Origin of the sequence: Roseovarius sp. S88 (assembly GCF_037023735.1) — a bacterium.
Classification (GTDB): Bacteria; Pseudomonadota; Alphaproteobacteria; order Rhodobacterales; family Rhodobacteraceae; genus Roseovarius; species Roseovarius phycicola.
Genome location: NZ_CP146069.1, coordinates 874,834 through 901,513 on the forward strand (window position 1 = coordinate 874,834; position 26,680 = coordinate 901,513).

The 26,680-nt window shown below is 58.0% G+C and carries 30 protein-coding genes; 13 read left to right on the plus strand and 17 right to left on the minus strand.

Features of this window, described 5'->3' with window-relative positions; translation table 11 throughout:
• Positions 1–414 (plus strand): DUF2177 family protein, encoded by a 414-nt coding sequence (locus tag RZ517_RS04455; protein ID WP_338550265.1) that lies wholly within the window; start codon positions 1–3, stop codon positions 412–414.
• Here the strand turns inward: RZ517_RS04455 and RZ517_RS04460 are convergent.
• Genes RZ517_RS04460 through RZ517_RS04475 form a run of 4 tightly spaced genes read right to left on the minus strand, consistent with a single transcriptional unit; the run spans position 411 to position 3,263 of the window.
• Positions 411–1,457, minus strand: coding sequence for a threonine aldolase family protein (locus RZ517_RS04460; protein ID WP_338550266.1), 1,047 nt, complete (start codon positions 1,455–1,457; stop codon positions 411–413). The two genes, RZ517_RS04455 and RZ517_RS04460, sit on opposite strands and share 4 nt — an antisense overlap.
• Positions 1,457–1,927, minus strand: a complete 471-nt coding sequence (locus tag RZ517_RS04465; protein WP_338550267.1) for a YcgN family cysteine cluster protein — start codon at positions 1,925–1,927, stop codon at positions 1,457–1,459. Before RZ517_RS04465 ends, RZ517_RS04460 begins: the two co-directional genes overlap by 1 nt.
• Positions 1,924–2,850: a bifunctional riboflavin kinase/FAD synthetase gene (locus RZ517_RS04470; RefSeq protein WP_338550268.1), complete on the minus strand. Its 927-nt coding sequence runs from the start codon at positions 2,848–2,850 to the stop codon at positions 1,924–1,926. The genes RZ517_RS04465 and RZ517_RS04470 overlap by 4 nt, the downstream gene beginning before the upstream one ends.
• A 38-nt stretch (positions 2,851–2,888) precedes the next feature.
• Positions 2,889–3,263 carry a winged helix-turn-helix transcriptional regulator gene (locus tag RZ517_RS04475; protein WP_338550269.1) on the minus strand — a complete coding sequence of 125 codons (375 nt, stop codon included), beginning with the start codon at positions 3,261–3,263 and terminating at the stop codon, positions 2,889–2,891.
• Positions 3,264–3,355: 92 nt separating this feature from the next.
• Between RZ517_RS04475 and RZ517_RS04480 the strand changes: the two genes are divergently transcribed.
• On the plus strand, positions 3,356–4,126 hold the full coding sequence (locus RZ517_RS04480; protein WP_338550270.1) for a nuclear transport factor 2 family protein: 771 nt from the start codon (positions 3,356–3,358) through the stop codon (positions 4,124–4,126).
• Positions 4,127–4,289: 163 nt separating this feature from the next.
• Here the strand turns inward: RZ517_RS04480 and RZ517_RS04485 are convergent, their stop codons facing one another.
• The 5 genes from RZ517_RS04485 to RZ517_RS04505 form a co-directional block, all read right to left on the minus strand.
• Positions 4,290–4,478, minus strand: a complete 189-nt coding sequence (locus RZ517_RS04485) for a hypothetical protein (RefSeq protein ID WP_317055816.1) — start codon at positions 4,476–4,478, stop codon at positions 4,290–4,292.
• Positions 4,479–4,874: 396 nt separating this feature from the next.
• Positions 4,875–5,318 (minus strand): MaoC family dehydratase, encoded by a 444-nt coding sequence (locus RZ517_RS04490; protein ID WP_317055815.1) that lies wholly within the window; start codon positions 5,316–5,318, stop codon positions 4,875–4,877.
• 103 nt (positions 5,319–5,421) lie between these two features.
• On the minus strand, positions 5,422–6,297 hold the full coding sequence (locus RZ517_RS04495) for a TIGR01459 family HAD-type hydrolase (RefSeq protein ID WP_338550271.1): 876 nt from the start codon (positions 6,295–6,297) through the stop codon (positions 5,422–5,424).
• A 122-nt stretch (positions 6,298–6,419) separates the two neighbouring features.
• Positions 6,420–6,647: a DUF1150 family protein gene (locus RZ517_RS04500; RefSeq protein WP_317055813.1), complete on the minus strand. Its 228-nt coding sequence runs from the start codon at positions 6,645–6,647 to the stop codon at positions 6,420–6,422.
• A 4-nt stretch (positions 6,648–6,651) separates the two neighbouring features.
• Positions 6,652–7,065 (minus strand): Hsp20 family protein, encoded by a 414-nt coding sequence (locus tag RZ517_RS04505; protein WP_317055812.1) that lies wholly within the window; start codon positions 7,063–7,065, stop codon positions 6,652–6,654.
• Between the two features lie 162 nt (positions 7,066–7,227).
• On the opposite strand from RZ517_RS04505, the gene RZ517_RS04510 reads away from it, so the two are divergent.
• The 3 genes from RZ517_RS04510 to RZ517_RS04520 are packed head-to-tail and all read left to right on the plus strand — an operon-like array spanning position 7,228 to position 9,054.
• Positions 7,228–7,452, plus strand: a complete 225-nt coding sequence (locus tag RZ517_RS04510) for a YdcH family protein (RefSeq protein WP_317055811.1) — start codon at positions 7,228–7,230, stop codon at positions 7,450–7,452.
• Between the two features lie 47 nt (positions 7,453–7,499).
• Entirely contained in the window at positions 7,500–7,988 is a 489-nt protein-coding gene (purE, locus tag RZ517_RS04515) for a 5-(carboxyamino)imidazole ribonucleotide mutase (RefSeq protein ID WP_338550273.1), read from the plus strand.
• Positions 7,981–9,054, plus strand: coding sequence for a 5-(carboxyamino)imidazole ribonucleotide synthase (locus tag RZ517_RS04520; protein ID WP_338550274.1), 1,074 nt, complete (start codon positions 7,981–7,983; stop codon positions 9,052–9,054). The genes purE and RZ517_RS04520 overlap by 8 nt, the downstream gene beginning before the upstream one ends.
• An 80-nt stretch (positions 9,055–9,134) precedes the next feature.
• On the opposite strand, the gene RZ517_RS18370 is transcribed toward RZ517_RS04520, so the two are convergent.
• From RZ517_RS18370 to RZ517_RS04530, 3 genes are all read right to left on the minus strand, one after another.
• Positions 9,135–9,269: an SEC-C metal-binding domain-containing protein gene (locus RZ517_RS18370; protein ID WP_422395560.1), complete on the minus strand. Its 135-nt coding sequence runs from the start codon at positions 9,267–9,269 to the stop codon at positions 9,135–9,137.
• 208 nt (positions 9,270–9,477) lie between these two features.
• Positions 9,478–10,509 carry an alpha-D-ribose 1-methylphosphonate 5-triphosphate diphosphatase gene (locus tag RZ517_RS04525; protein ID WP_338550275.1) on the minus strand — a complete coding sequence of 344 codons (1,032 nt, stop codon included), beginning with the start codon at positions 10,507–10,509 and terminating at the stop codon, positions 9,478–9,480.
• Positions 10,510–10,618: 109 nt separating this feature from the next.
• Positions 10,619–11,371, minus strand: a complete 753-nt coding sequence (locus tag RZ517_RS04530) for an esterase/lipase family protein (RefSeq protein WP_422395561.1) — start codon at positions 11,369–11,371, stop codon at positions 10,619–10,621.
• Positions 11,372–11,406: 35 nt separating this feature from the next.
• On the opposite strand from RZ517_RS04530, the gene RZ517_RS04535 reads away from it, so the two are divergent.
• Positions 11,407–11,844, plus strand: coding sequence for an NUDIX hydrolase (locus tag RZ517_RS04535; protein ID WP_338550276.1), 438 nt, complete (start codon positions 11,407–11,409; stop codon positions 11,842–11,844).
• A 6-nt stretch (positions 11,845–11,850) separates the two neighbouring features.
• On the opposite strand, the gene RZ517_RS04540 is transcribed toward RZ517_RS04535, so the two are convergent.
• From RZ517_RS04540 to RZ517_RS04550, 3 genes are all read right to left on the minus strand, one after another.
• Positions 11,851–12,702, minus strand: a complete 852-nt coding sequence (locus tag RZ517_RS04540; protein WP_338550277.1) for a DMT family transporter — start codon at positions 12,700–12,702, stop codon at positions 11,851–11,853.
• A gap of 159 nt (positions 12,703–12,861) precedes the next feature.
• Entirely contained in the window at positions 12,862–16,653 is a 3,792-nt protein-coding gene (locus RZ517_RS04545; RefSeq protein ID WP_338550278.1) for an efflux RND transporter permease subunit, read from the minus strand.
• Positions 16,650–17,978, minus strand: a complete 1,329-nt coding sequence (locus tag RZ517_RS04550) for an efflux RND transporter periplasmic adaptor subunit (RefSeq protein ID WP_338550279.1) — start codon at positions 17,976–17,978, stop codon at positions 16,650–16,652. The genes RZ517_RS04545 and RZ517_RS04550 overlap by 4 nt, the downstream gene beginning before the upstream one ends.
• Before the next feature lie 221 nt (positions 17,979–18,199).
• Between RZ517_RS04550 and RZ517_RS04555 the strand changes: the two genes are divergently transcribed.
• The 5 genes from RZ517_RS04555 to RZ517_RS04575 all read left to right on the plus strand — a co-directional run bounded on the left by RZ517_RS04555 (position 18,200) and on the right by RZ517_RS04575 (position 22,910).
• Positions 18,200–18,889 carry a tetratricopeptide repeat protein gene (locus RZ517_RS04555; protein ID WP_338550280.1) on the plus strand — a complete coding sequence of 230 codons (690 nt, stop codon included), beginning with the start codon at positions 18,200–18,202 and terminating at the stop codon, positions 18,887–18,889.
• 32 nt (positions 18,890–18,921) lie between these two features.
• Entirely contained in the window at positions 18,922–19,380 is a 459-nt protein-coding gene (locus tag RZ517_RS04560; RefSeq protein ID WP_338550281.1) for a hypothetical protein, read from the plus strand.
• On the plus strand, positions 19,377–20,285 hold the full coding sequence (locus RZ517_RS04565) for a PQQ-binding-like beta-propeller repeat protein (RefSeq protein ID WP_338551110.1): 909 nt from the start codon (positions 19,377–19,379) through the stop codon (positions 20,283–20,285). The genes RZ517_RS04560 and RZ517_RS04565 overlap by 4 nt, the downstream gene beginning before the upstream one ends.
• A gap of 54 nt (positions 20,286–20,339) precedes the next feature.
• A complete protein-coding gene (gene der, locus RZ517_RS04570; protein WP_338550283.1) occupies positions 20,340–21,797 on the plus strand; it encodes a ribosome biogenesis GTPase Der in 1,458 nt (485 codons plus the stop codon).
• A 126-nt stretch (positions 21,798–21,923) separates the two neighbouring features.
• On the plus strand, positions 21,924–22,910 hold the full coding sequence (locus tag RZ517_RS04575) for a fatty acid desaturase (protein ID WP_338550284.1): 987 nt from the start codon (positions 21,924–21,926) through the stop codon (positions 22,908–22,910).
• 63 nt (positions 22,911–22,973) lie between these two features.
• Here RZ517_RS04575 and RZ517_RS04580 read toward each other — a convergent pair whose 3' ends face one another.
• Both RZ517_RS04580 and RZ517_RS04585 read right to left on the minus strand, forming a co-directional pair.
• Positions 22,974–23,855, minus strand: coding sequence for a DMT family transporter (locus RZ517_RS04580; RefSeq protein ID WP_338550285.1), 882 nt, complete (start codon positions 23,853–23,855; stop codon positions 22,974–22,976).
• A gap of 26 nt (positions 23,856–23,881) precedes the next feature.
• Positions 23,882–24,865, minus strand: a complete 984-nt coding sequence (locus tag RZ517_RS04585; protein ID WP_338550286.1) for a glutathione S-transferase family protein — start codon at positions 24,863–24,865, stop codon at positions 23,882–23,884.
• A gap of 308 nt (positions 24,866–25,173) precedes the next feature.
• On the opposite strand from RZ517_RS04585, the gene RZ517_RS04590 reads away from it, so the two are divergent.
• Positions 25,174–25,398: a DUF6732 family protein gene (locus RZ517_RS04590; protein WP_317055801.1), complete on the plus strand. Its 225-nt coding sequence runs from the start codon at positions 25,174–25,176 to the stop codon at positions 25,396–25,398.
• Positions 25,399–25,402: 4 nt separating this feature from the next.
• A complete protein-coding gene (locus RZ517_RS04595; protein WP_338550287.1) occupies positions 25,403–26,629 on the plus strand; it encodes a sirohydrochlorin chelatase in 1,227 nt (408 codons plus the stop codon).
• The last annotated feature ends 51 nt before the right edge of the window (positions 26,630–26,680 follow it).

Genomic DNA, 26,680 nt, shown 5'->3' on the forward strand with positions numbered 1-26,680 from the left:
ATGACACTGGCCATTCTCTATGGCGCAACATTCATTGTGTTTCTTGGGCTGGATTACTTCGGCCTAAGTTATGTCGTGAAGCCTGTTTTTGAAAAAGACGTAGGCCCGGTGCTGCGCGATAGCATATTGATTGGTCCAGCCTTGATGTTTTATGCCTTTTACATCGCCGTTTTGCTGTGGTTTGTAAGCTGGCCTGCGCTCCAGAACGGGCACTCTCTAATCTGGGTTTTTGGATCGGCTGCGCTTTTGGGGGCGATGGCCTATGGGACTTATGAGTTTACAAACCTGGCAACGATCAAAGGCTGGACCTGGCGCATGGTGATGACCGATCTTGTCTGGGGCACATTCCTGACTGGCACGGCCGCCACAGTGGGTGTGTTGATTACACGAGCCTTGGCGCCGCCGGGTACTTAGCCCTTGGCCAGAGCGATGAACTGATCGATTTGCGCCTCAGAAATCGACCAGTCACACACGCACCGCATCAAAAGCGGCTCATCTGGGTGGCCCGTCTCCAGGGGCCTTTCAAACAGGCCATAGATTGCGCCGCCCGCGTGCAGGCGCTGATGCGCGGCGCGGGGCAGGCGGGCAAAGATCATGTTGGCTTGCGGCTCGGCGGTGAAGTCGCATCCCTCAACATCGCGCAGACCAGCGACCAAACGCGCCGCGTTTGCATTGGCCTGTGTCGCCGCCTCCCGCCACGCATCATTTTCGAGATATCCCAGCATTTGGGCCGCCAGATACCGGTTCTTTGAAAACAAATGTCCCCCGCGCTTGCGCCGCAACTCCAGTTCCCAGTTCTTTTCGGGATCAAAGATCACCACGGCCTCAACACCCAGACAGCCGTTCTTGCTGGCCCCAAAAGACACCGCGTCAATGCCCGCTTTGTGGCTCATCTCGGCGGCACTGCATCCCAAGGCTATACAGGCATTGGCAAAGCGCGCCCCGTCCAGATGAACTTTGAGACCAGCCTCATGGGCCACATCGCTCAGCGCGCGCAACTCATCCAGTGTGTAAAGCTGTCCCAGCTCCGTCACTTGGGTCAGTGACACAGGCCCGGCCTGCGAGGCATGCACATCCCCTTTGGGCAAGGCGGCAATCGCCGCCTCCAGATGTGCTGGCGTCATCTTGTCTTTCTCACCCACCAGAGTCAGCCGCGCCCCGCCTGTGTAAAACTCTGGCGCGTGGCACTCATCGATCTGAATATGCGCTAGTGGCGTGCAAAAAATCGTCTGCCAGGGTTGCGTGAAACACGCCAGAGCAAGCGCATTCGCCGCTGTCCCGGTTGCCACGAATTGCACCGCCGCATCAGGAGCCTCAAAAACCTCGCGTACCTTATGGCGCGCAGCTTCGGTCAACTCATCCTCGCCATAGGGCGCGATATGCCCTTCGTTGGCGCGCGTCAGCGCCTCCATCACTTGCGGCAGGGCAGGGCCAGTATTGTCAGATGCCAATCGCATCAGGTGGGCTCCTCAATAAGATAGTCTTCCCAGTCGTCTTCCTCGACTTCAAATTCCGCCACCGTCTGATGCTGCATCGACACGCCAGCGTCATGCACGGATTGCGGTGTTCCAGAGATCAGCGGATGCCAGTCATAAAGCGGCTGTTTGTTCCACAAGAGCTTGTACGCGCATGTCTCGGGCAGCCAGTAAAGGTTGCGCTCGATATTCTTGACCGACAATGTGATGCATTCCGGCACGAACTGATGCCGGATGTCATATTGCCCGCACCGACAGGTCGCATCGTCAAAAAGCCGACACGCCACACGCGTGAGGGCGACAGCCCCGCTATCCTCATCCTCAAGTTTGTTGAGACAACATTTGCCGCAGCCATCACAGAGCGCTTCCCACTCGGCCCTTGTCATCCGATTGAGCGGCGTCGTCTCCCAATAGCGCGGGCGCAGGCCGGACCGGTCGATGGGGTCGGTCATAGGGCGGTCAGAACCTTGCGCGCCTCGGCGCAATCGGCATCCATCTGAGCGATGAAGGCATCCAGCCCATCAAAGGTCTCTTCCGGGCGCAGGTAGTCGACCAAAGCAACCGACAGCTCGGCGCCGTAGAGGTCACCGGAAAAATCAAAGAGATAGGTTTCGATATTGGGCACGTCGCCATTGAACATGGGCCGTACTCCAAGGCTGGCGGCACCTTGATAATGTCCCTTGTGAGGGCCATCGAGCACGTCCACCAACACGGCATAGACGCCAAATTTTGGCGGATGAAGCCCCTCAATTGACATGTTCGCGGTCGGATAACCCAGTTTACGTCCGCGTTGCTCTCCGCCCACCACGGGCCCATCAATGCGGTGCCAGTGTCCCAGCATCGCAGCGGCGTCGCGGGGTCGGCCTTTGGTCAGTGCGGTGCGAATTGCTGTTGAAGAGACCTGTCCGTTATCGCCCTCCAACAAGGCGGCGATGGTCACACCAAAGCCCATCTCTGCCCCGAACCGTTCCAGATCGGATGCATTGCCTGCGCGCCCTTTGCCGAAGCAAAAATCAGCGCCCACCACCACATGGGTCAATCCCAGGCCTTCAGAAATCACATTGCGTGCAAACTCATCCGGCGTAAGTCCTGCCAAAGCGGCGTTGAAATTCAACTCGTAAAGCCGTTCCACCCCCAGCTTTTCCAACCGATTGGCACGCGCCTCCCGGCTCATCAGTCGAAAGGGAGGTGCATCTGGCGCGAAATATTCACGTGGATGCGGCTCAAACGTCATGATCCCAAGCGGCCCACCGGCCTGACGCGCCAGATCAATGACCGTTTGATGGCCGATATGCACACCATCAAAATTACCAATCGCGACAGACGCGCCACGATCAGCTGGATCAACATAGGTATAGTCACGGATAACGCGCATGAGGCAGGGGTAACGAGATGCGCAGCCCTGTGCAAGCGCTAGGCTTTTGCCGCATCCACCTTGACCCGGCTGGCATCGATTGCATCGAAATGCTCCGCCGCCCAAAACACCAATGGTTTAAGAACACCCACCAGCGAAAGCCCTTGGGGCGTCAATGCATAGCTCACGGCCAGAGGAGGCCCGGCATGCACAGTTCGCGTCAAATGACCATCGCGCTCCAGTGTGCGAAGGTTCTCGGTCAACATGCGTTGCGTGACATCCCCGATCTTGCGCTTCAGCGCGCCAAACCGCAGTTCATCCCCCTCCAACGCCAAAAGAATGAGCATCTGCCACTTGCCGGTCACGCGGGTCAAAACACTGCGCACAGGGCAATGTTCGGCCTCTTCTTTCGTCAAAGCAGTTACCTCAACCATACCTGGTTCCCTTAAAGTGCGTAATTGATACTTGGTATTGTTTTGATACCTATTCGCGCTCATGAACGCAATCTGAGTCGAAAGGAACACTTATGTCAGCCAGAGAAATCGTCTTGAACGCAATGACCGCCATTTTCACCCAGTTCGATGCCGACGCCGCCGCAGAACTGCTTGCGCCGGACTACATTCAGCACAATGTTGCTGTTCCGACCGGCGCAGCCCCAATCCTAGGTTTTATTCCGGCCCTGCAAGAAAGCGGTATCACTGTAACCACCCATCGCGTGATCTCAGAAGGTGATTTGGTTGTTCTACATAACACCTACGAAAATGCACAGGCGTTTGGCGCTGAGACCCTTGTGGCCTTCGATGTGTTCCGTGTTGAGGATGGCAAGATCGCAGAGCATTGGGACAACTTGCAGGTACCGGGCGGACCGAATCCTTCTGGCCGCAGCATGGTGGACGGTATCACCGCGATTACTGATCTGGACAAAACTGCGGCGAACAAGGCCATCGTGGAAGCTTTTGTTGCTAACGTTCTGCAAGGCGGTGCGCCGGAGAAGATCACCGACTACATCTCAACTGATAGATATCTGCAGCACAATCCAAACGTTGCCGACGGGCTTGATGGGTTGGGCGCGGCTTTGCAGGCCATGGCAGAAGCAGGCATGGCGATGCGCTACGACGAAACCCATCTGGTTGTCGCCGAAGGCAACTTTGTATTCACCGCGTCAGAAGGTGCAATGGGGGACACGCCAACAGCGTTTTTCGATCTTTTCCGGCTTGAGGACGGCAAAATCGTAGAACATTGGGACACAGTCTCGGAAATCCCGTCCGAGATGCCGCATGACAACGGTAAGTTCTAAAGCGGTTCGCGATAAACCTGAGTCACAGATGATCGCGAACCGCAGCGCGACACCCAATCGTTGCACGCGTTTCGCTTTTCGCTGATGTCTCAGGTTAAACGCGAAACGCTTTAGTGAGATCAAATTCAGTTGCGGCGCGGGGCCTTCCTGCGCCGATCAATCGTCAGGCGTAGCGCACGCTCAGCCCGCTGCGCTCTTCGATGGCCTTGTGAATGGCCTCCCAATGCGCGGCATCCAGCATATGCCCAGCGGCCTTGGCTTCGCGCATTTTGCGCGCGGCTTCGGCCACGGCCCGGCCTCCATGTGTACTCAACAGGGCACGAGCAACTTCAATGGTCTGGACGGTATCCATGATCAATCTCCTCCCTTAAAGCGTTACGCGATCAACCAAACCCGCAGATGATCGCGAAACGAAGCGCGACACTTGATCGCTGCACGCGTTTCGCCTTTTGCTGATGTCTCAGGTTAAAGTCGAAACGCTTTAGGCTGTGCGACGAGCATAGCCAAAAGTATAGACGAGAATGTGACAGCCTGCAGACCGCTATGCAGGATTTCGCCGAAGCGAAATGATTGTCGAAATCACAATAGGTTAGTGGATTTGCGCACGCAGAATTTCGGTGCTGTATCGCAGCAATTAAAACGTTTCGCGTTTAACCTGAGGCATCAGCAAAAGGCGAAACGCGTGCAGCGATCAAGTGTCTCGCTGCGTTTCGCGACACTCTGCGCGTCAGGTTTATCGCGAAACGCTTTAATCGAACTTGCCGGTGGGAGCCAAAACCGTTGCTTCGCCGACCAAAACTTTCTTGCCGTCCACCAGGCACCGCGTGGCCAATTGCACACGCCGCTTGGCATAGTCGATATCGATCACCTCAACCTCAGCCAGGACCATGTCGCCGGGCCGCACAGGGGCCAGAAATTTTAAGGTCTGCCCCATGTAAACAGTCCCATGCCCCGGAAGCTGTTCGCCAATAACGGCAGAGATCAATCCCGCGGTCAGCATCCCATGTGCAATACGCCCCTCAAAAATCGTATCGCGGGCGTAATCATCATCCATATGCACCGGGTTGAAGTCGGTCGAGACCTCGGCAAACATCTGGATATCTTCGTCGGTCACAACCTTCTGCAGGCTGCGCACCATGCCCATTTCAATTTCTTCGATTGTGATCGTGCCACGGGGCATGTTGTCCAACATGATATCCTCCAGAAACGGGTACGCGAGTAATAATCGCTACGTCTTTAAGCGTACAGATGTAACTTTATTACTTTGCAGGCGCAGAAAATCAAGTGTTTTCTGCTTACCGCAACCGTCCAATCGCAAATTTTGGAGAGATGTTTTCTTTTTGCAAATAGGTGGTTAACGCCTCTGGCTCCGGATCATCTTTGGTTTTCGTCTCAACCGCCGCCAACCCGCCTGAAATAAAGAGCGAATCGATATCTTCCCCCATGGCTCCGCGAATATCCGTGATCGCTCCATCCCCGATCGCCAATATATGCGCATCATCCACAAGTCGATTAATCTCAGCCAGCCTGCGCCGCGCCAGATCGTAGATCGGCGGATGCGGCTTGCCAAAATAGAGACTCTCACCCCCCATTTCGGTATAGAGCCGCGCCAGAGCACCCGCGCACCATTCCCGAACCTCGCCGCGATCCACGACAATGTCGGGGTTGGCGCAAAGAAGCTTGAGCCCTTTTTGCTTGGCATAGAGAAAGTCAGCCCGGTTCACATCCGGATCGGCCAGCGGATCGAACGGTCCACAGCACACAATCCCTTCGGCCTCTTTGAGATCAACCAGATCAACCCGAACTGGATCTTCAATAAGCTTGATAGGCTGGAAAAATCCCTCATCGCGCGCCCATTCTCCCATGAACCAGACTTTTTGGCCCACGGCTCCCCGTGCCATGGCAGAGCGCGCGCTATCGCCAGAAGTCGCAATCGTGTCCCAGCAATCGCGCGGAACGTTGAACTGCCCAAGTTGCGCCTCGACACCTGCACGAGGCTTGGGTGAATTCGTGACCAAAACCACTGTCCCGCCGTCGGCGCGATAGGCGCGTAAAGCATCCACAGCCTCGGGAAACGCCGTCACGCCATTGTGCACACAGCCCCAGAGATCGACAAAAAGCGCTTTGTAAGGGGTTGAAACCTCCGAAAGGGACGAGATGATACGGGTCATGCGCACGGGCCTTTGCAATCAGGAATGCCGCAAGCTATGCCAGCGCCACCTTCACTTGGCCACCCCGATCCGCTTCGTTCTTGTTGAAAATACCCAACACGCCCTGCCACTGCAGGCGCAAGTCAGTGAACCGTCACAGGTTCAAGATCATTCTGACGGGCCAACACAAAGGCCATCGCACGGTCCTTGACCAGCGCGAGGCGCTCCCCTTCGGAACTATGCACAGCGTACAGCGTCTCAAGGTCGCCAACCTGTTCCTGTAGCTCGCGCGGAAGCTCATTCACCTTAACTTCGCGGACATAGACGATGGCCCGGTCTGTCTCGGCTCCGAAATCATATTGCGTATCCATGCTCTTACCCTTTCTTAATATTAATCTTTTGCACCACGGTCTCTGGCTGCGCACGGGTCAGATCCACATGCAGCAGGCCGTTTTCCATGATGGCGTCCCCGACCTCAACGCCATCTGCGAGCACGAAACTGCGCTGAAACTGGCGCGCGGCAATGCCACGGTGAAGAAAGACGCGTCCATCGCTGTCGTCGCGCTGTCGGCCACGAATGACCAACTGACGATCCTCCAGCGTGATCGCCAGATCAGTCTCGGCAAATCCGGCGACCGCCAGCGAAATGCGATAGGATGTTTGCGAGGTCTGTTCGATATTGAAGGGCGGGTAGCCTTCATTGCCGGATTTCGCGCTGCGTTCCAGCAATTGCTCAAGCTGCTCAAACCCAAGCATATAAGGGTGCGACCCCAGGGTAAGCTTCGTCATGGGCGTGTCCTTATCCACAAAAGCGACAGTCCGTTGCGTCAGTCCCGATGCGGCAACTGACCTTAAAAATATGGGTGTGACGCCCATGATGTGCAAGTGCTTTGCGAAATTGTGGAAACGGGTTATTCTCAACCTCTCGATTTTAAGAGGAATCGGGCAAAAATGAACGTCTACGACGATCTGTCCATGAAATCAGACGAAGTTTTGCGCGTGGAATTGGCTGAATTCCAACGCCAGCACCGGGATTTGGACGAAGCCATCAAGGCGCTTGAGGACAAAGGCACGGGTGACAGGTTCACTATCAAACGCCTGAAACAGCAGAAACTGCGCCTCAAGGACCGCATCACCTGGATCGAGGACCGGCTGACACCTGACATCATTGCGTAACGCCGCGCGATCGGTATAGTGCGCGCTTCCTGAGACGAGGGTGTGATATGGGCAAGCCGAATGTGGGCATCATTATGGGCAGTCAATCCGACTGGGCCACGATGAAACATGCCGCTGATATTCTTGATGAATTGGGCGTGGCCTATGAGACCAAAATCGTCTCGGCGCACCGTACGCCGGACCGTCTTTGGGACTATGGCAAAACGGCTGCGGACCGGGGTTTGAAAGTCATTATCGCCGGGGCAGGGGGCGCTGCGCATCTGCCTGGCATGATGGCCTCCAAAACACGCGTTCCCGTGGTTGGCGTTCCGGTCCAGACCAAAGCGCTTGCCGGTGTCGACAGCCTCTATTCGATTGTTCAAATGCCCAAGGGCTTCCCCGTGGCCACCATGGCCATTGGCGAGGCCGGGGCGGCCAATGCGGGTCTTATGGCGGCGGGAATTCTCGCCACGGGCGATGAAGCGCTTGCAAAACGGCTTGATGACTGGCGGGCGGCCCTCTCCGCCTCGATCCCAGAGGACCCGCAAGATGACTGACCCGCTGCCGCAGGGCGCGGTGATTGGAATACTCGGTGGCGGCCAACTGGGCCGCATGCTCTCGGTCGCGGCCTCTCGTCTGGGTTTCAAGACCTGCGTGTTCGAGCCCGGCGGCGATTGCCCGGCAAGCCATGTGTCGAACTATCACTTTCAGAAGCCCTATGAGGACGAGGACGCCCTGCGCCAGTTTGCCGAGGCGGTGGATGTCATCACCTATGAGTTTGAGAACATCCCCACATCCGCCCTTGACGTGCTGGATGGCCTCAAACCCATTCGTCCGGGCCGCGAAGCTCTGCGCGTGAGTCAGGATCGCCTGACCGAAAAGGATTTTCTCACCAATCTGGGCCTCAAAACCGCGCCTTACGCAGATATCCCGCATGCCGCCAACTTGAAGGCCGCGCTTGACACGATCGGCACACCCGCCATCCTGAAAACGCGGCGCTTTGGCTATGACGGCAAGGGGCAGGCGCGGATCATGCAGGCCTCCTATGCCGACGCCGCCCTCAGCGACATGTCCGGTGCGCCTGCGATTCTTGAAGGCTTTATAGATTTCTCTCATGAGGTCTCGGTTATCGGCGCACGTGGCGTAGACGGGCAGGTGGCCTGTTTCGATCCCGGAGAAAACGTGCATGAGGGCGGCATCCTGCGCACCACCACCGTGCCTGCGATCCTAAGCACAGCCCAGCGCACCGATGCTTTCCTGCTTACTGGTCAAATCCTCAACGCGCTCGACTATGTCGGCGTCATGGGGGTTGAGCTTTTCGTCACACCGCAGGGTCTCATCGTTAACGAAATTGCCCCGCGCGTGCACAATTCCGGCCATTGGACGCAGCAGGGCTGCAGTGTCGATCAGTTCGAACAACACATCCGCGCCGTGGCAGGATGGCCGCTGGGCGATGGCAGTCGTTATGCGGATGTGGTGATGGAGAACTTGATTGGCGATGACATGGAGAAAGTGCCGGAGCTGGCGCGGGACCCGAACGTTTCTGTGCATCTCTACGGCAAGGCCGAGGTGAAGGCAGGCCGCAAGATGGGACATGTAAACTGGATCATCCACCCGAACTGAGCCAAAATCTTCAAAAGATTTTGGCCCGGTTTCTTTTTAAGAAAACGCCTAGGGTTCCGTGAGCGCCGGTTCACCGGCGCTCACGGAAAGTAATCATCCCGTTGGCTGCCATCAAACCGGCCGGTCCTTAGACAGCACCGTCTGAACCGTTTGCCCGATCCGCACGGGCACGGATCATTCCGGCCGAGTTTTTCCTGGAGTTCCACATCGCCCATGCACCGTTTGAACGCCGGTTTTCACGCGCGTTTCTGACGGGAATGACTTGCGACGTTTAGAAATGACCTCGAAAGGAGGCGCGGTCTTCGGGTTTGATACGATGTGCCATGATACCCTCCATCATACAAGCTACGAGAAACGCGTGCATACTGTCTGGGCGTGACATCGACAAGAGAGTTTTGTGGCTATTTCTATGGTTTTAGGCATTCACCCCACAAACCGCCCCGCCACATCGCCCTTCATATAGGTCACGCGCCCGGCAGATATCGTCGCGCAAACATCCCGCGTCTGTGGGTCCAGAACCACAAGATCAGCCCGCAACCCCGGCTTTAGCGCCCCCCGATCTTCCAACCCCAACACCCGCGCCGGTCCTGTCGAAATCAAACCCCAGGCGGCACCCAAATCCATAACACCCCCATCCGCCATCAGAAACGCCGCGCGTTTCAGCGATGGGTAGTGATAGTCCGACGCTAGCGCATCACACAGCCCCAGCATGATCAGCTCCAAGGCGCTGGCATTGCCCTTGTGCGAGCCGCCCCGCACGACGTTGGGTGCACCCAAGATCACAGGATCACGCTGCGCCTGCGCCGTCTCGGCGGCCACTTGGGTCTCGGGAAACTCCGCAATCTGTGCCCCGCGCGCATGCCAGACCTCGCGCGCCTCAGCCGTCGCATCATCATGACTGCCCAATCGCACCGGCAACTCCACCAGCCGCGCGCACAGCGCATCCAGAGCGGCAGGCACCCGGTCCATCCCGGCATGCAGCGCCATGATGTCTTCCAGATGCCGGTCCGGGTTCTTGCCGATGCGCAGCGACTTGCCCACATGCCCCGGCGGTGTCTTGCCCTTGGCCAGAAGATCATGCGGCAGATGATCGTTGAAGACCAGATAGGGGATGTCGTGGCGCTGGATCCAGTCCACCACCGTGTCATAATCCTCCACCATCGAGATCTCGAACCGCAACTGCGGCCGCAGATCGGTCCCGACCCGCGCTTGGATGACCTGCAAACCCTCAAACACACAGGCGGCAAATTCTGCCCCCCGCATGCCGCCTTCCCAGGAATAGAACTGCGCCAATGTCGCGGTTGTTATCCCGTTCGAGGCGATCTCGGCCTCCGCTGCAATCAATCCCTGATCGATGTCCTTCATTGCCCCCCGGCGCGGTGCCAGATGCTTTTCAAAAGCATCGCCATGCACATCCACAATCCCCGGCAGGATCATGTAACCGGAAAGTTCCACCTCTCGCCCAGGCGTATCTTCCTTTAAAACCCCCCGGCCAAGCGCAACGGCGCATCACCCAAGCCATCAGGATGCAGAACCTCGGCCCCCACCAGCCGCAGATCAAGGCTCATTCTTTGTCGCCCCAAAGGAAATCGGTCAGGTCAAGATCAGGATCAAATTTACCCTCTCGTAGAAACTCCGAAACCTGCGCGATGACATAGGCATTGTTCATCATGAAAGTGTGGCTTACGGGCAGCTCGATATGATCGGCCATACCCTCAACCCGTGTTGAAGCCACGCTCACTTTGCCATCATCGGCCCCTTCAATCAGGGTTGAGAAAAATGGATTGAGGGACTGCGTTCCTGCAATCACCCCAAGTGAGAAATCGACAGGTGGAAGGGAGGCCACAAACCCCTCAGGCCCGCTTTCCAGTTGCTGACCCGCAGGGCCATTGAGCCACTCAAAAAGCTCTAGCGCCCCCAACTGATCCACCACTTCTGACCCCTGGTTCGGCGGTGCCAGCATCACCACATGTCCCATCTTCTCTGGCCGGTTTTCCGCAAGCCAATAGCGCAGAAGAATGCCGCCCATGGAGTGTGTGACAAAGTGAATACGATCCTTCTTGCAGGCCGCCACGGCATCGGGCAGGGTTGTATCCGCAAGCCGCGTAATCTCTGCCGAGGTCGATGCATAACTCGGGCTTTTCGTGACATACCCTTCGGCCTGCAACGCCTCGTCCATGATCAAGAGCGAGGCTTGCGTCCGCGCCAACCCGTGCAAAAGCACCACGCAATCTGCAAATGCAGGCGCGGGCAGCAACAGGGCAAGCGCGGTCAAAATCCGTTTCATACCCTTGAGATAAGGGGTTTTGCCCTGCATAAACAGCCCTCAATCCAACGAAAGGCCGTAACGTTATGCCCATTCGCCTTGCCACTCGCGCGGTGATCGTTCACGACGAACGGCTTTTGCTGGTTAACGCCTATCCCGATGGGCAAAGCGACCTATGGTGCGCGCCGGGTGGTGGGGCAGAACCGGGCGCGTCCTTGCCCGATAACCTGACACGCGAAGTGCATGAGGAGACGGGCTTGCGCATCAAGGTTGGTCCGCCCTGCCTTATCAACGAATTTCACGACCCCAAACGCGGGTTCCATCAGGTGGACTTGTTTTTTCGCTGCCAGATCATTGAGGGCACGTTAACTCAGGATTGGAATGATCCTGAAAACGTGGTCACTGAACGTCGGTTTTTTACAAAAGAAGACCTGGCCTTTATCCGGCTCAAACCCGACAGCTTGCCAGATGTCGCCTTCAACCGCGGCTTTGGCTACGACCCTTTGGAGAAAATTGTAGGCTGACCTCGCTCATCCCGGCCTTTTCGCCAGCACTGACAAAGCCACACCGCCGAGGATCAGAGCCGAGGCAAGCGCTATTCGAAGCGTCACGACCTCGCCCAGCAAAACGACACCCGCCAAAAGCGCAATAACCGGTACGGTCAGTTGCGCCACTGCCGCAACAGAAGAGGCGAGGCTTGGCAGGACCGTGTACCAAAGCGCGTAACCCAGCCCAGAGGTCACTGTGCCCGCCAGAATAGCCAGTGCAATGCCGATGCTGTTCATCTCCACGGCCTCGGCTGGCGCGGGCAAAACCCAAAGCGCCAGAATGCCAAAAGGCGTGGCTAAAACGAAATTCGCTGCCGTTGCCTGCAGCGCGTCACGCGATTTGCGTCCTGCGAGAGAATAGAACCCCCACCCGATGCCCGCAATCGCCATCAATCCGCCATGCAAAAGGCTCACCTGAGCCTGCGGTCCCGGCCAGATGAGCCAGGCCAAGCCCACAAGCGCCAGCGCCGCGCCGATCCATTTCAGAGCCGGCATATCTTCATGGGTCAGACAGGCCGCCGCAAACATGGTGATCTGCACCATGCCAAACAGGATGAGTGCGCCCAGTCCCGCATCCAGCGACGTGTAAGCACTCGAAAAGCCGTACATGTAGATCAGCAGGGCCAAGACACCCACCAGTCTCGCAGGTCCTCCGAGCTTTAAGCCTCCGCGAAAGAGCACGCATAAGAGGGCCAGCATAAGCGCACCCGAGGCCAGCCGGATCGTCCCGAAGCTCACCGCGTCAATATGGCCCCCGGCAAGGGCCATACGATTCAGAATGGAGTTGGCAGCGAAGGCCATCATCGTGAGGGTGGTGAGAAGAAAAAGCCGCATTACTATGTTCTTAGCTGTCCGTGCACACGATGGGAATGCCACATGTCAGGGATCAGGTATGACATTTGCGTGTCGCACTACAGCATGACTTGTTGAGTGATGTCCCCTGGTGTGTAGCCGACCCTTGTTGCCAGGCGAAAAACAGGGAATCGCCAAGACTTATTCAGCTGCGCGCATGCCACCAGAGCCCGGCTCACCTCCGTCGTCATCGCCTCCAACCCGATGAATAAACGTCAGGCGCAGTGGCTCTGGGTCGGCTTCAATCGCAGGCTCGCGCTCATCTTCCCAGATCACCTCTGGCAGACGCTGCCGCTTGGCTTGCCGGGCCAGTGCCCAGTCGCGTGCCGCACGGCTGGTGCGGCCCATGGAAAGCTTGGCCAGAAGCTGTGAGGCCCAGAGCACGTAGGTGGTGGCCCAGATGCGCAGGGCCAGCATGGACGGCGTAAAAACAAGCGTCAGAACCGTCGCAATGCCAAGGCCAAAGACAACTGCTGTCGCCAATTGCTTCCACCAGAGGGCCGTGGGGCTGTTGAACGTATAGCCGCCATCGACGAAGTTGAGCGACAGCCCGAACATCATCGGCGCAAGCCCTGCCATGGTGGTGATTGTGGTGAGCAAAACGGGACGAATGCGTGCTTCGGCTGTGCGCGTGATCGCATCAATCCGCGGCATGTATTTCGAGTATTCCTGGTAGGTATCAATGAGAACAATATTGTTGTTCACTACGATCCCGGCCAGGGCCACGATGCCGGTGCCGGTCATGATGATGGAAAACGGCTGGTTCATCACCAGCATCCCGATCAGAACACCCGTGGTTGACAGGATCACCGCCAAAAGTACCAGTGCGGCGTTGTAGATCGAGTTGAACTGCGCCAGCAGAATAATGAACATCAATCCCAATGCGCCCATAAAGGCCTGCATCAGGAAGGCACCGGATTCCTCTTGATCTTCGGCATCCCCGGTCCATTCCCATTCAATGCCGGCGGGTACTACACCGCTTTCCAGCCACTTGGTGAGAACGGCGATCCTTTCATTGGGGTTCATCAGAACCTCGGATGTCTCGCCATTTTCATCCGTCACCGTTGCGGTCAGCCCGTCAATCACATCGGCTTTCACGTCGAAATAGCGTTTCTGATCCACGCGGTCGATCTGGGCCAGTTTCTGCACCGGCTTGCGGGTGATGAAGTTCGACAGCGGTACAAGCCCGTCTGTGGTGCGAATTTTGAGTGTGTCGAGTGTTGAGAGAAGCCGCTCATCTTCGGGCAGGCGCACGCGGATATCGATTTCCTCATCCGAGCTTGGAATGCGCATCGTGCCGATCTGCAACCCGCGGGTCACGAGCTGCACCATGCCGCCCACGGCTGCCACGTTCGCGCCATACCGCCCGGCCTTTTCTACATCCACATCAATCTGCCAGTCGATACCGGGCAGGGGAAGGGTATCCTCGATCAGCTTCAGACCTTCGGTGCGTTCAAACTGCGCCCGAGCGTCCTGGGTGAAGGCCTGAAGCTCTTCCCAATTGTCGCCCTTCAAACGCAAATGCACAGGCTTGGCCGACGCCGGGCCTTGCTCAAGCGCCAGAATGTCAAACTGGATGCCGGGGATCTGCCTGAGCGCCTCGGTCAGTTCATCCATGGTGCGATTGCCATCAGCGCTGTTGTCGATGACTGTGCGTTGCACCTCGTAGCCGATAATGGGAACGGTGAACCAGGTTTCATAGGTGGTGGGGCGGTCTTCCCATTTGGTGATCTCAAGCTGCACCTGACCGACCGTGTCCAAAGGCGGAGCAGCCCCGCCGGTATTCACGTCCAATCCGCCATCTCCGGCAAAGGCAAAAGCGTTGAGCACATTGGGATGGGCCAAAACAACGGCCTCGGCCTCGCGCACCAGGGCGTCTTTCTGTTCAATCGACAGATTGCCGCGTGCGCGGACCTGCACGATGGCATTCTCCGGCTCGGATTCGACAAAGAATTCCACGCCGCGATTGTTGCCCATGTAGTAGAACGTCACCGACCCCACAAAGACAAAAATTGCGCAAAACGCAATTAACGGCGCGATAGGGTTAGCGGCAATCATGTGAATGAACCAGCCAAAGGGGCTGCGCTGATAGCCGGAGGTCACTTTTTCATTGCGGTGCGGCAGAACCCGTGCACCAACCGCGCGGCGCACATAGCGCAGACGCCGGAACACCGCCATAAGACCGACGAGGAAGGCGATCACACCGGCGAGACCGATGGCACCGGAGACGACTGCGCAAATCGCCAAGGCAAAGACGTTGATCAGCGTCGGCACAACCGACCCAAGAATGCGCGTGGCATCCAGGGCGGCAAACCGCGCGCCGATGGCTTCCATGAAAAACGGCACTGCCGCCCCGGCCAGCATCACTGCGCCTACTGCTATGGGTAGTAACAGCAGATGCCACAGCCAATGGCCCTTGGCGATCTGGCGAATACGTTCGTCAAACCACCGCTCCGTGCGCCCGGTCACACCGCCCATCACTGGAAGGTACACCAGTGCGACCAAGAGCGAGGCCGACAGAACGAAGATCAGTGTGACGGGCAACATCTGCATGAACTGCCCCGGCACGCCCGGCCAGAAAAGCATGGGCAGGAAAGCACAGAGCGTCGTCGCGGTTGAGCTGACCACAGGCCAGAACATCCGCTTGGCCGCCGCCACATAGGCATGCATCGGCCCTTCGCCCTCGGCGATTTTCTTGTCGGCGTATTCCACCACCACAATCGCGCCGTCGACCAGCATCCCCACGGCGAGGATCAGACCGAACATCACGATGTTGGACACAGACACGCCCATAACAGCCAAAAGCGCAAAGCAGAGTAGGAAGGATGTGGGAATGGCAAATCCGACGAGCAGGGCAGGGCGGATGCCCAACGCGGCCAGCGTCACGATCATCACCAGCGCAATCGCTGTCAGAACAGACCCTTCCAGCTGGCTGACCATGGACTCGATGATGCGTGACTGGTCGTTTGAAGTGTCCACCTGCACCACCGACCGCAGACCCTGAGGCCAGGTTCTTTCGGCCTTTGCCACTTCCTCACGAATGAGTGCAGCGGTATCAATAATGTTGAAGCCTTTGCGTTTGACCACCTGTAACGCCACCGTGGTCTCGCCGTTAAAACGCGCGGTGCCTGCGCGGTCTTCAAAGGTCAGGTTGATCTCGGTGAGATCACCCAGCGTGATAACGCGGTCTCCATTGGTTTTGACCGGCAGATTGTAGATATCCAGCGTTTCGTCGAATGAAGATGGAATTTTGACGGCAAAACTGCCCTGACCGCTTTGCACCTCACCGGCGGCAATCAAGCGGTTGTTGTTGGTGACGACATTCACCAGCTCATCGGCGGTGATGTTATAGGCCTCAAGCGCGAGCGGATCGATGATCACCTCAACCATCTCATCGCGATTGCCTGCAATCCCGGCCTCCAAAATGGGGTCGAGTGCCTCTAGCCGGTCCTGCAAATCCTTGGCCACCCGCGCCATGGTGCGTTCGGGCACCGGGCCCGACAGGCTTACGATGATAATGGGAAAGGTGCTGAAATTGATCTCGTTGATCGTATAGGTTTCAAATCCGTCCGGGAAATCGGCCTCTGCGGCACTCATCGCATCGCGCACATCGGCGGTGATCTTGGTTTTGTCCCAGCCAAATTCGAATTCAAGCGCCACACCGGCATAGCCTTCGGACGCGGTGCCGGTCATTTCCTTGAGCCCGTCCAGATCGGCCAGCTCGGTTTCCATGACCTTGACGAGCAGTTTCTCACTGTCCTCCGCCGAAATGCCGGGGAAGGGGACGGAAACGAAAAGCGCCGGGATCTCGATATCCGGCTCACCTTCTTTTGGCAGGCTGATGTAGGCCAACGTACCTGCCAGAATCGACAGCACGATAAAGGCAATCACCATCCGCGCACGGGCGGCGGCCCAATCGACGATCCCCGTCATTGGCTAAGCTCCTGAAAGCTTGGTTCAACCGGCACACCATCGCCGACAAATTCCTGCCCGATGATGATCACGTCTGCCGCGTCTGGCAAACCGGTGATCAGAACGCCCGTGGGCGTGTCGCGCAAGAGCCTCACAGGTACAAACTCGGCTTGGCTGGTCTCTGTAACCACGCGTACGCCCAGCATGCCGTCATCGTTGAGCGTCAGGGCCGATTGCGGCAGCAAATGCGCCTCTTTACCTTCGGCCTCGATGCGAATTTCAGCGGTCTGCCCGTCGCGCAGCAGGTAGTCAGGGTTGGGCACTTCGACCTCAACCCGAAAAGTGCGCGTTGTTTCATCAGCAGCGCGGGAGACGAAAACGACCTGGCCCTCGACCTGATCGCGTGACGACAACTCGGCCACCGCTGGCGCGCCACTATTGACCTGGTTGACCTGCGTTTCGTTTACAAACCCAACCAAAACCATAGGGTCCAGGCGGATCACCGTGGCACAGAGGCCACCTGTCTGCAAAAGACTGCCCAACTCGGCGGTGTCGCTTTCCAAAAGTCCTGAAAACGGTGCCGAAATGGTCAGATTGTCAATTTCCTTTTCCGCCGACGCCACAGATGCGCGCGCGCTCTCAACACCTGCATTCGCAGCCTCAATGCCAGCAGCAGCGCTCTCAAGGCCGGACAGAGCAGCTTTAAACGCGGCCTCGGCGCTGACAATTTGCGCCCGCGCACCCTCGACCTCGGCCTCGGTTTGAGCGACACGTGTCTGTGACGCAAAGCCTTCTTCGCTCAGGCGAGACGCAGCGTTGGAATTGATCTGCGCTTCGCGCAGCCGCGCCTTGGCCTCAATCACTCGTGCCCGCGCCTCTTCGACGCTGGCCTCTGCCGACGGCACTTGCGCCTCCGCTGACGGCACGCGCGCGCGCGCTTCCGCCAGCCGTGCTACCGCCTCGGCAAGTGTGGCGTCGCGTGTGCCGGGGCCCAATCGGCACAGAATTTCACCCTCTTCGACGAATGATCCCTTTTTCAGAGGGTTGGAAACCACTTCGCCGGTGGTTTGCGCCAAAAGCTCGACCTGCCGATCCGCTTCGGTCTGACCACGGACCACGACAGATGTGTCCACACGCCGCGCAGTTGAGCGCACTGCCACAACGCGAACAGCATTTGCGCCGGGGTTTCCTTGCGTTGGCACGTCTTCGCCGGCTGCCTTTGTATTTGCTGTCGACTCCGCTGATCTGTCAGCGGCAAACAGCGCAGCAATCTTGTCCCGCTCAAGAACAAACCCATAAATCAAGGCGCCTACAACGATAGCCGCAAAGATCGAAAACAACCGCATTTCAACTCTTTCTGCAAGATGCAAGCCCGCCTACGGCTTCTGTTATCTTTGATAATAGACCTATGTATAAACATTCTACGGTAAACTATATGGTTTAGATTATCTTTTCTCCCTTGTGTATTCAAGGCCTCGGATCGCGCATCTGACCATGTTGTGACCAGCCCCTCTTGGCAGGGCTCAGGCAAGACGTTAAGAGACATCAAAGGTTAAAGGGCGCACCTGTGAGCAACACCGACAGTTTCATAGAAGAAGTCACCGAAGAGGTCCGTCGCGACCGACTGTTCAAGCTGTTCAAACGCTATGGTTGGATAGCGGTTGCCGCCGTGGTGTTGCTTGTGGGCGCAACCGCTTGGAATGAGTGGAATAAATCCAAAGACCGTCAGGCGGCTCAGGCGCTGGGAGATCAGGTTTTGGCCGCGCTGGAAAGCGATGATCGTGCGGAACGCGCGGCGGCACTTGCCGCGATAGAAGCACCAGAAGGCGGTGCGCGCGGAATCCTGGGGCTTCTGGCCGCCAGTGAAGCCGGAACCGAAGCGCCCCAAGAGGCCGCAACGCAGCTCTTTGCACTGGCGGATGATCCATCCGTGCCGCAGGTGTACCGCCAGATTGCTGTGCTCAAGGCAACGGCTTTGCCGGGCAATGGACTTAGCGTAGACGACCGCCGATCAAGGCTGGAAGGTCTGGTGCCGGGCGGCGGCCTTGTGCGTTTGCTTGCCGAGGAACAGCTTGCGTATCTAGACGCTGAGGCGGGAAATAGTGACGCCGCACTGGACCGTTTGCGCCAGATCGGCGAAAGTGCCGAGGCTACGATTGGTTTGCGTCAACGTGCCGCACAGATGGTCGTGGCCCTTGGAGGGGAGTTGACGCAAGAACCGGTGCTCTCTGAAACAGGTCAAAACGACGGCAATTGAAGTAATATCTCTGCGCTCACGCCTTTGAAGCTATGGCGCAATTCGAACAAGACGGGGACTTTGGTTTGGTTTCAGCAGCACGCATTTGGGGTCTGGGCGTCGTCTTTCTTTTGGCGGCGTGCAGCGAGAAAGAACAAGTCCTGGTCGGCGAACGCGAAGACATTCGGGCCGTTCTCAGCGAGGATAGCGGCGAAACTCTTCTGGCGGCGCAAGCCGAGACAGGGACAATCCCGCCGCTCAACCTCCCTGCAACGCGCGCCAACACAGAATGGCCGCAAGGCATTTCAAGCCCCTCCACACGGATCTCTCACCCGGCCCTCAGCAGCGCGCCCCGGTCGATTTGGTCGGTCAATATTGGTGCAGGTGACGGACGACGCGGGCGCATCACGGCGGATCCCGTTGTCGGAGGGGGCGTGTCTACACGCTGGATTCCGCAGCGCTTGTCACGGCGGTCTCGACGACTGGTCAAATCCTCTGGAGTCAGGATCTGACACCCGCAAATGACAAACCCACTGATGCAAGCGGCGGCGGTCTGGCGTATGCGGACGGTCGCCTTTATGTGTCGTCTGGCTTTGGCACTCTGACGGTTCTGGACGCCCAAACTGGCGCACAGGTGTGGCAGCAACGGCTGCGCGCCACAGGGTCTGGCAGCCCCAGTGTGGCAGGAGACCTTGTCTATGTTGTCGCCGGAGATGAGTTGGCTTGGGCATTGGAGCGCGACACCGGCCGGATCCGCTGGCAGCTGTCGGCATCGCCTGACATCCGAAATGTCATCGGTGCGCCAACCCCTGCAATTTCAGAAAAATATGTCGTCTTCGCCTTCGGATCAGGCGAAGTGCAGGGCGCGTTCCGCAAAGGCGGATTGCGGCGCTGGGATTCACAGATTGCCGGACAACGCCAAGGATTCTCCAGTGGTCTTGTCGGCGATATCACCGGCGACCCGGTGATTGACGGAGATCGTATTTACGTGGGCAACCACTCTGGCCGGACTGTCGCGTTGGGCCTGGGCAATGGGGAGCGCCTTTGGACAGCTCCCGATGGGCCGCTTTCGCCCATTTGGCCTGCAGGCGACTCGATTTTCATGGTGTCTGACCGCAACGAACTGCTGCGTCTGTCGGCAGACACAGGCCAGCGCATCTGGTCTCAAACACTGCCGTTTTTCACCAAGAACAAACCCAAGCGCCAAAACGAGATTTTTGCGCATCACGGACCCATCATTGCCAGCGGGCGTTTGATCGTGGCCTCCAACGACGGTTTGCTACGCTTTTTTGATCCCACCAATGGAGCGCCCCTGGGCGAGGTCAAAATGCCGGGCGGGGCGACCACCAATCCGGTGGTGGCTGGCAACACGCTTTATGTGGTGTCCTCCAAAGGTCAGTTGATGGCCTTCCGCTAGGGCCTTTTGAACCAACAAGGCGGCACACCCCGCCGGGCGCGGAGCCTTGATTAGATGAGTTTCACCCTTGCCATCGTGGGTCGCCCGAACGTGGGAAAATCCACACTTTTCAACCGCTTGGTGGGCAAGCGTCTGGCTTTGGTCGACAACCAGCCAGGCGTCACGCGCGACCTGCGCGAAGGGGCTGCGCGCCTGGGCGATCTGCGCTTTACCGTGATCGACACGGCCGGGCTGGAGGATGCAACTGACAACTCGCTTCAGGGCCGGATGCGTCGCCTGACCGAGCGTGCCGTGGACATGGCCGATGTCTGTCTATTTCTCATTGATGCCCGTGCAGGGGTGACGCCCATCGATGAACTGTTCGCCGAGATCCTGCGCAAACGCGCGACGCATGTCTTTGTTGCCGCCAACAAATCAGAAGGATCCGCGGCTGACGCCGGTGTCATCGAGGCCTATGGGCTTGGCCTTGGCGAACCCATTCGTCTCTCTGCAGAACATGGCGAGGGCATGAATGATCTCTACTCCGCTCTCATGCCGCTGGCAGATCAATTTGCCAGACGCGCAGAACAGGACGCGCCCGAAACGGATGTGTCTGTGGACGAGGACGTGGAGGATGCCGTCCGCAAACCCACAAAATCCAAACCGCTCCAAGTTGCTGTTGTAGGGCGTCCCAATGCCGGAAAGTCCACGCTGATCAACAAGATACTGGGCGAGGACCGACTTCTCACTGGTCCAGAGGCGGGTATTACCCGCGACGCCATTTCGCTTCAGATCGACTGGGACGGCCTGCCAGTGCGCATTTTTGACACCGCCGGTATGCGCAAGAAGGCCAAAGTGCAGGACAAGGTGGAAAAGCTCTCGGTCTCGGACGGCCTGCGCGCGGTGAAATTCGCCGAAGTGGTTATCGTGCTGCTGGATGCCGCCATTCCCTTTGAACAACAGGACCTGCGCATCGCTGATCTGGCCGAACGAGAGGGGCGCGCCGTGGTGGTTGCTGTCAACAAATGGGATATCGAGGACGAAAAGCAGCAAAAGCTGCGTGATCTCAAAGAAGCCTTCGAACGCCTCTTGCCGCAGCTTAGAGGCGCTCCGCTCATCACCGTGTCGGCCAAGACAGGCCGGGGCCTCGACCGACTGCAAGCGGCCGTTGAAAAGGCATATGACGTCTGGAATCGCCGTGTGACCACGGCCCAGCTCAACCGCTGGCTCACTGGCATGCTTGAGGCACACCCGCCCCCAGCCCCCGGCGGCAAGCGGATCAAGCTGCGATATATGACCCAGGCCAAGACGCGCCCGCCCGGCTTTGTTGTCATGTGCTCGCACCCAGACAAAATGCCGGAAAGCTATTCACGCTATCTTGTCAATGGTTTGCGCGAGGGGTTCGACATGCCCGGCACACCTATTCGCCTGACAATGCGGTCGCAATCGGACAAAAATCCTTATAAGGAACGCAAGAAATCCACGCCCTCACGTCTGCGCAAGCACCTCTCGCGCAAAGGGCCGCGCGACTGAGCCAAGCCATTATGCGCGGATCAATGCCTGCGCCCCTTGTTTTTGCGATAAATCTTCCACATTTTAGGACAGAGCAGGTTGGGTCAGCATCACCATCAGACCCACTGCCCGGGGGTGAATTTGATTATGACTTTTCGCGACTATTTGAAAGACTACACGAACAAATCTGACCTGATGGGCTGGACGAGCTTTCTCTGTTCCCTGGCCGCCTATTTTGCAGCCCTTATCCTCGCCAGTCTGGCGTGGCCCGCCTGGTGGATCAGCCTGCCGCTGATCGTGATCCTCGCCTTTGCGTCTGTGCGCCTTTACGTGCTGCAACATGATTGCGGACATCATTCGCTGTTTGCCACCAAACCACTCAACGACATGGCAGGCTACATCCTGTCGATCTTCTCCCTGACGCCTTTTCGCGTCATGCAATACAATCACAATCAGCATCACGCCTATTTGGGCAATCTGGAGCACCGGGAGACGACCGAGGTCTACACGATGACCCTGCGCGAATGGCAGGAGGCGGGTCTGTGGACTCGCCTGTGGTATCGCACCTACCGAAACCCGGCCGTGATGCTGTCTGTGGGCGGGATTTACACGTATTTCATTGCCTATCGCTGGCCGAAAAACACACTAAAAGTCGGTATGTGGGGTGTGATTGCACATAACTTGATGTTGGTGGTGTGGATCTGGGCCGTCTGGGTCGTGCTGGGCGTCACCGGCCTTGCCATGTTGGGCAGCAGCGCGATTGTCGCGGGCATAATTGGCGTATTCCTCGTCTACCTGCAGCATAATTTTGAAGAAACCTACTGGGACCGTAAACCAGATCTCGACTTCCGCAAGGCAACGCTGGAAGGCTCCTCCAGCCTTGATCTGGGCCATTGGTGGGACATCGGCACTGGCAACATCGCCTATCACGACCTGCACCACTACAACCCGATGATCCCATCCTATCGCTTGCGCCACGCGCAGAAAAATCTGCCTGATGAGTTGCGCGTGCATGACGAAATCCACTGGCCACAAGCCATCGCAAGCTTCCGGCTCAAGCTCTGGGACGAAGAGGCTGAACGCCTGGTGCCGTTTCCCAAGGCGCACGCCGGTGGTGTTGTGCCGGCGGAATAGACACTGCGATTTTTTGAGCGATTTGCGCACCCATCCCGTAATATGGTGCGCAAGTTATCCACCTTATCGTTTCGCTCCGGCCTCTCGCCATGCCAGTAATCCCGCACCTGCGAGAATGACGGCCGCTCCAATCACCGAAACCATATCCGGCCAGACACCAAACACAGCGGCGTCGTAGAAAGCCGCAAAAACAAGTGCTGCATAGAAAAACGGCGCCACGAAACTGGCATCCGCCCGCGCCATGGCGTTCACAAAACAGGCCTGAGCCGCTGCCATCAACACACCAAGAGCGGCCAATGCCGCCCATTGCGCAGGTGTCGGCGCGGCCCAGACTAAAAGCACGGCTAAGGTTGCGATACAAAGCCCGATTATGTTGTTGATCAATAGAATTTGCACCGGGGCCTCGCCACCTGACAACCGTTTGATCGCAATGAGTTCTGCCCCAAACAGCATTGCTGCACCGAGTGCGAGAAAGGCACCAATCTCCACTGTGCTTGCACCAGGGCGCGTCAGGACTGCCGCGCCGAAAAGCGCAACCAGGGCTGCCGCCCACCTCACAGGGCCAACGCGTTCACCCAGGATAGGAACGGCCAACATCATGCAAAAGACCGGGTTGAGAAAGCTGATCGCCGTGGCATCCGACAGCGGAATGAACGCCGCCGCCGCAAACATGAGCGTGACGCCGCCCCAGCCAAGCCCTGAGCGCAAAACATGCAGCTTCACATTGGGGCGGGTGAACTTGGGCCGCGTCGCGGCCACGAAGACCAAAATCGTCAACAACGCAAATAGGAACCTGCCATGGCTGATCTGCAATGGATGCAGCGCAGGCCCGAGCGCATCTGTGCCCAACGCCTTGGCCAACAGCGTCGTGCCCGCCACGAATGCCGCCGCCGCTAGGGTCAACCCGGCGGCCAGCGGAGGATTATGAAGCGGATGGGCACTCATGGAGGCTGAGTGCCTGTCTTCGCGGGCTAGCGCAAGGCTTCCCGACCATGAGGTGCATCGAAATCCAGAACCGGATTGATCGGGATGATCCGGTGCGGGTTCACCGTCTCGTGGCTGTAATGATAGTGCCGGACGATATGATCGAAATTCACTGTCTGCCGTACGCCCGGCCATTGATAGAGCTCACGCAGATAGCCCCAGAGATTTGGGTAATCCACAATCCGCGCCTGGTTGCATTTGAAGTGCAGGTGATAGACCAGATCGAACCGGATAAGCGTCGTGAAGAGCCGCCAATCTGCTTCGGTGATCCGATCCCCCATCAGGTAGCGCGACGTGGCCAGCCGCGCCTCAAGCCAGCTCAGCGTGTCAAACAGTGGCACAACTGCCGCGTCATAAGCCTCCTGACTGGTCGCAAACCCGGCCTTGTAGACCCCATTGTTAAGCGTTGAATAGATCCGTTCATTGACCGGCTCGATCTCGTCGCGCATGTCTTCGGGCCAATAGTCATCGGTGTTTCCTGTGATGCCGATAAAGGCCGAATTGAACATACGGATGATTTCTGAGGATTCGTTGGACACAATCGTCTCTCGCTCCCGGTCCCACAAGATCGGCACCGTCACGCGGCCCGACGTCTTGGGATCGGCCTTGAGATAAATGTCCCGGGCAAAGGGCAGGTCATGAAGCTGATCGCCCGTGGCCCCTTCGTAATCCGTGGCAAAGCTCCACCCATCCGCCATCATGTCCGGATGCACCGCAGACACCCCGATATGCGGCTCAAGACCTTTCAACGCGCGAAAGATCAATGTGCGATGCGCCCATGGACATGCCAGTGAGACGTAAAGGTGATACCGACCGCTTTCGGCCTTGAACCCGCCGTCTCCTGTGGGTCCGGCGCTTCCATCTGCTGTGATCCAATTGCGATACGCCGCGGTGCTGCGCTTGAACGCACCGCCTGAGGATTTGGTATTGTACCAGGTGTCCTGCCAGACTCCGTCAACCAGTTGTCCCATGTGTGATCTCCTTTGTACCGCTAACTAGCGCGCGCTGCCGCATCCAACATCCCCACATGCTCGCGCACCTGCCGTGCAGCGCTGCACATGTCGTAATCCGAGTGTCGCACGGCGATTCTCTGTTTGCGCGGCGCACCATGCGGGCCTATAGACGAACCAGACGGTGCCCAAAGCGGGCCGGAAAGGGGCATGCCAAAGAGCCGACCCAACTAGGGGGCTTTCACGCATGATCGTCGGGGCGCATGCGCGCCCATGGCCTCCTTTGTGGTTCGCCCAGTGGCACGATGAACGCGGAAGGGAGACCTCTTATGCACCGGCTCTTTGCACTTCTGACGCTGCTCTTGCCAGGCGCGGCGTTGGCCCACCCTGGACATCTCGCCGAAGTCGCGGGCCACGGGCATTGGCTTTCCGCGGGTGCGTTGGCTGCTGCGGCGGCACTGGGCCTTTGGGCTGCCAAGGGGCGCAAATCCAAAGAAAACGCGGAAAACACGTCGGACGCGCCCCTCGAAGACGACGAGCCACAGGAGGCGTAGCGCGATGAAAACCGGTGTGATGATCTGTGGTCACGGCTCGCGCAGCCAATCGGCGGTTGATGAGTTTGCCACACTGGCCGAAAAGCTGCCCCCCCTTCTGCCCTCTGACTGGGAGATGGAATACGGCTATCTCGAATTTGCCAACCCGGTCATTCGTGATGGCCTCGACAACCTCCGCGAGAGAGGCTGTGAGCGCATCCTTGCCGTGCCGGGCATGCTCTTTGCTGCAATGCATTCCAAAAATGATATCCCCACGGTTCTGAACACCTATGCCGCGAAACACGACATCGACGTGCGCTATGGCCGTGAACTGGGTGTTGACCCCAAAATGATTGCCGCCGCCGGAGGCCGCATCGAAGACGCACTCGCCAAAGCAGACGCTGAACAGGGCCCGGTCAGCCGCCACGACACCTGTCTTGTGGTCATCGGACGCGGGGCCTCTGACCCTGACGCCAATTCCAACGTCGCCAAAATCGCGCGGCTCTTGCACGAAGGTATGGGCTTTGGCTGGTGCGAGGTGGGCTATTCGGGCGTGACATTCCCGCTGGTTGAACCCTGTCTGCAGCATGTGGTGAAACTGGGTTATAAACGCGTGGTCGTCTTTCCGTACTTCCTCTTCTCTGGCATCCTGATTGACCGCATCTATGGTTTCACCGATCAGGTCGCGGCTGAATACCCTGCGCAGCAATTCGTCAAAGCGGGCTATCTCGGCGACCATCCCAAAGTGCTGGAAACCTTCGCTGAACGTGTCCGCGAACAGGTGGGAGCCGTGCCGCCGCCCAATTGCGGCACCTGCCAGTACCGCACGCAGATTCTCGCCATCGAAGGGCAGGACCCGCAAAAGATCACGCCCGCCCAACGTGCCATTCTCACTGCCGAAAAAGGTGCGGGACACCCCGCCTTTGGTGATGTCCCGCCGCCCACTTGTGTGATGTGCAAGTACCGCACCGCCGTGCTGGGCTTTGAGGCTGAAGTGGGCGCGGTGCAGGAAAGCCACCATCACCATGTGGAAGGCCAGGGCGCCAGCGCGCCGGGGTCCAACGTCGAAGATTGCAAGCTCTGCGACACGTTCTGCACCGGCATGTGCCGCCTTGAAATGCAGGCGCATCATCATCACCATCACCACGATCACCACCACGATCATGATCATCACCACCATCATCATCACGCGGAATACCCCCATGCCAAACACCCGCATGGGCCCGAAAGCGCGCGTAAAACCAAAGCCTGACCGCGGCTTTCTTTTTGCCTGAAAATATCCCCGCCGGAGGCCCCGACCTGA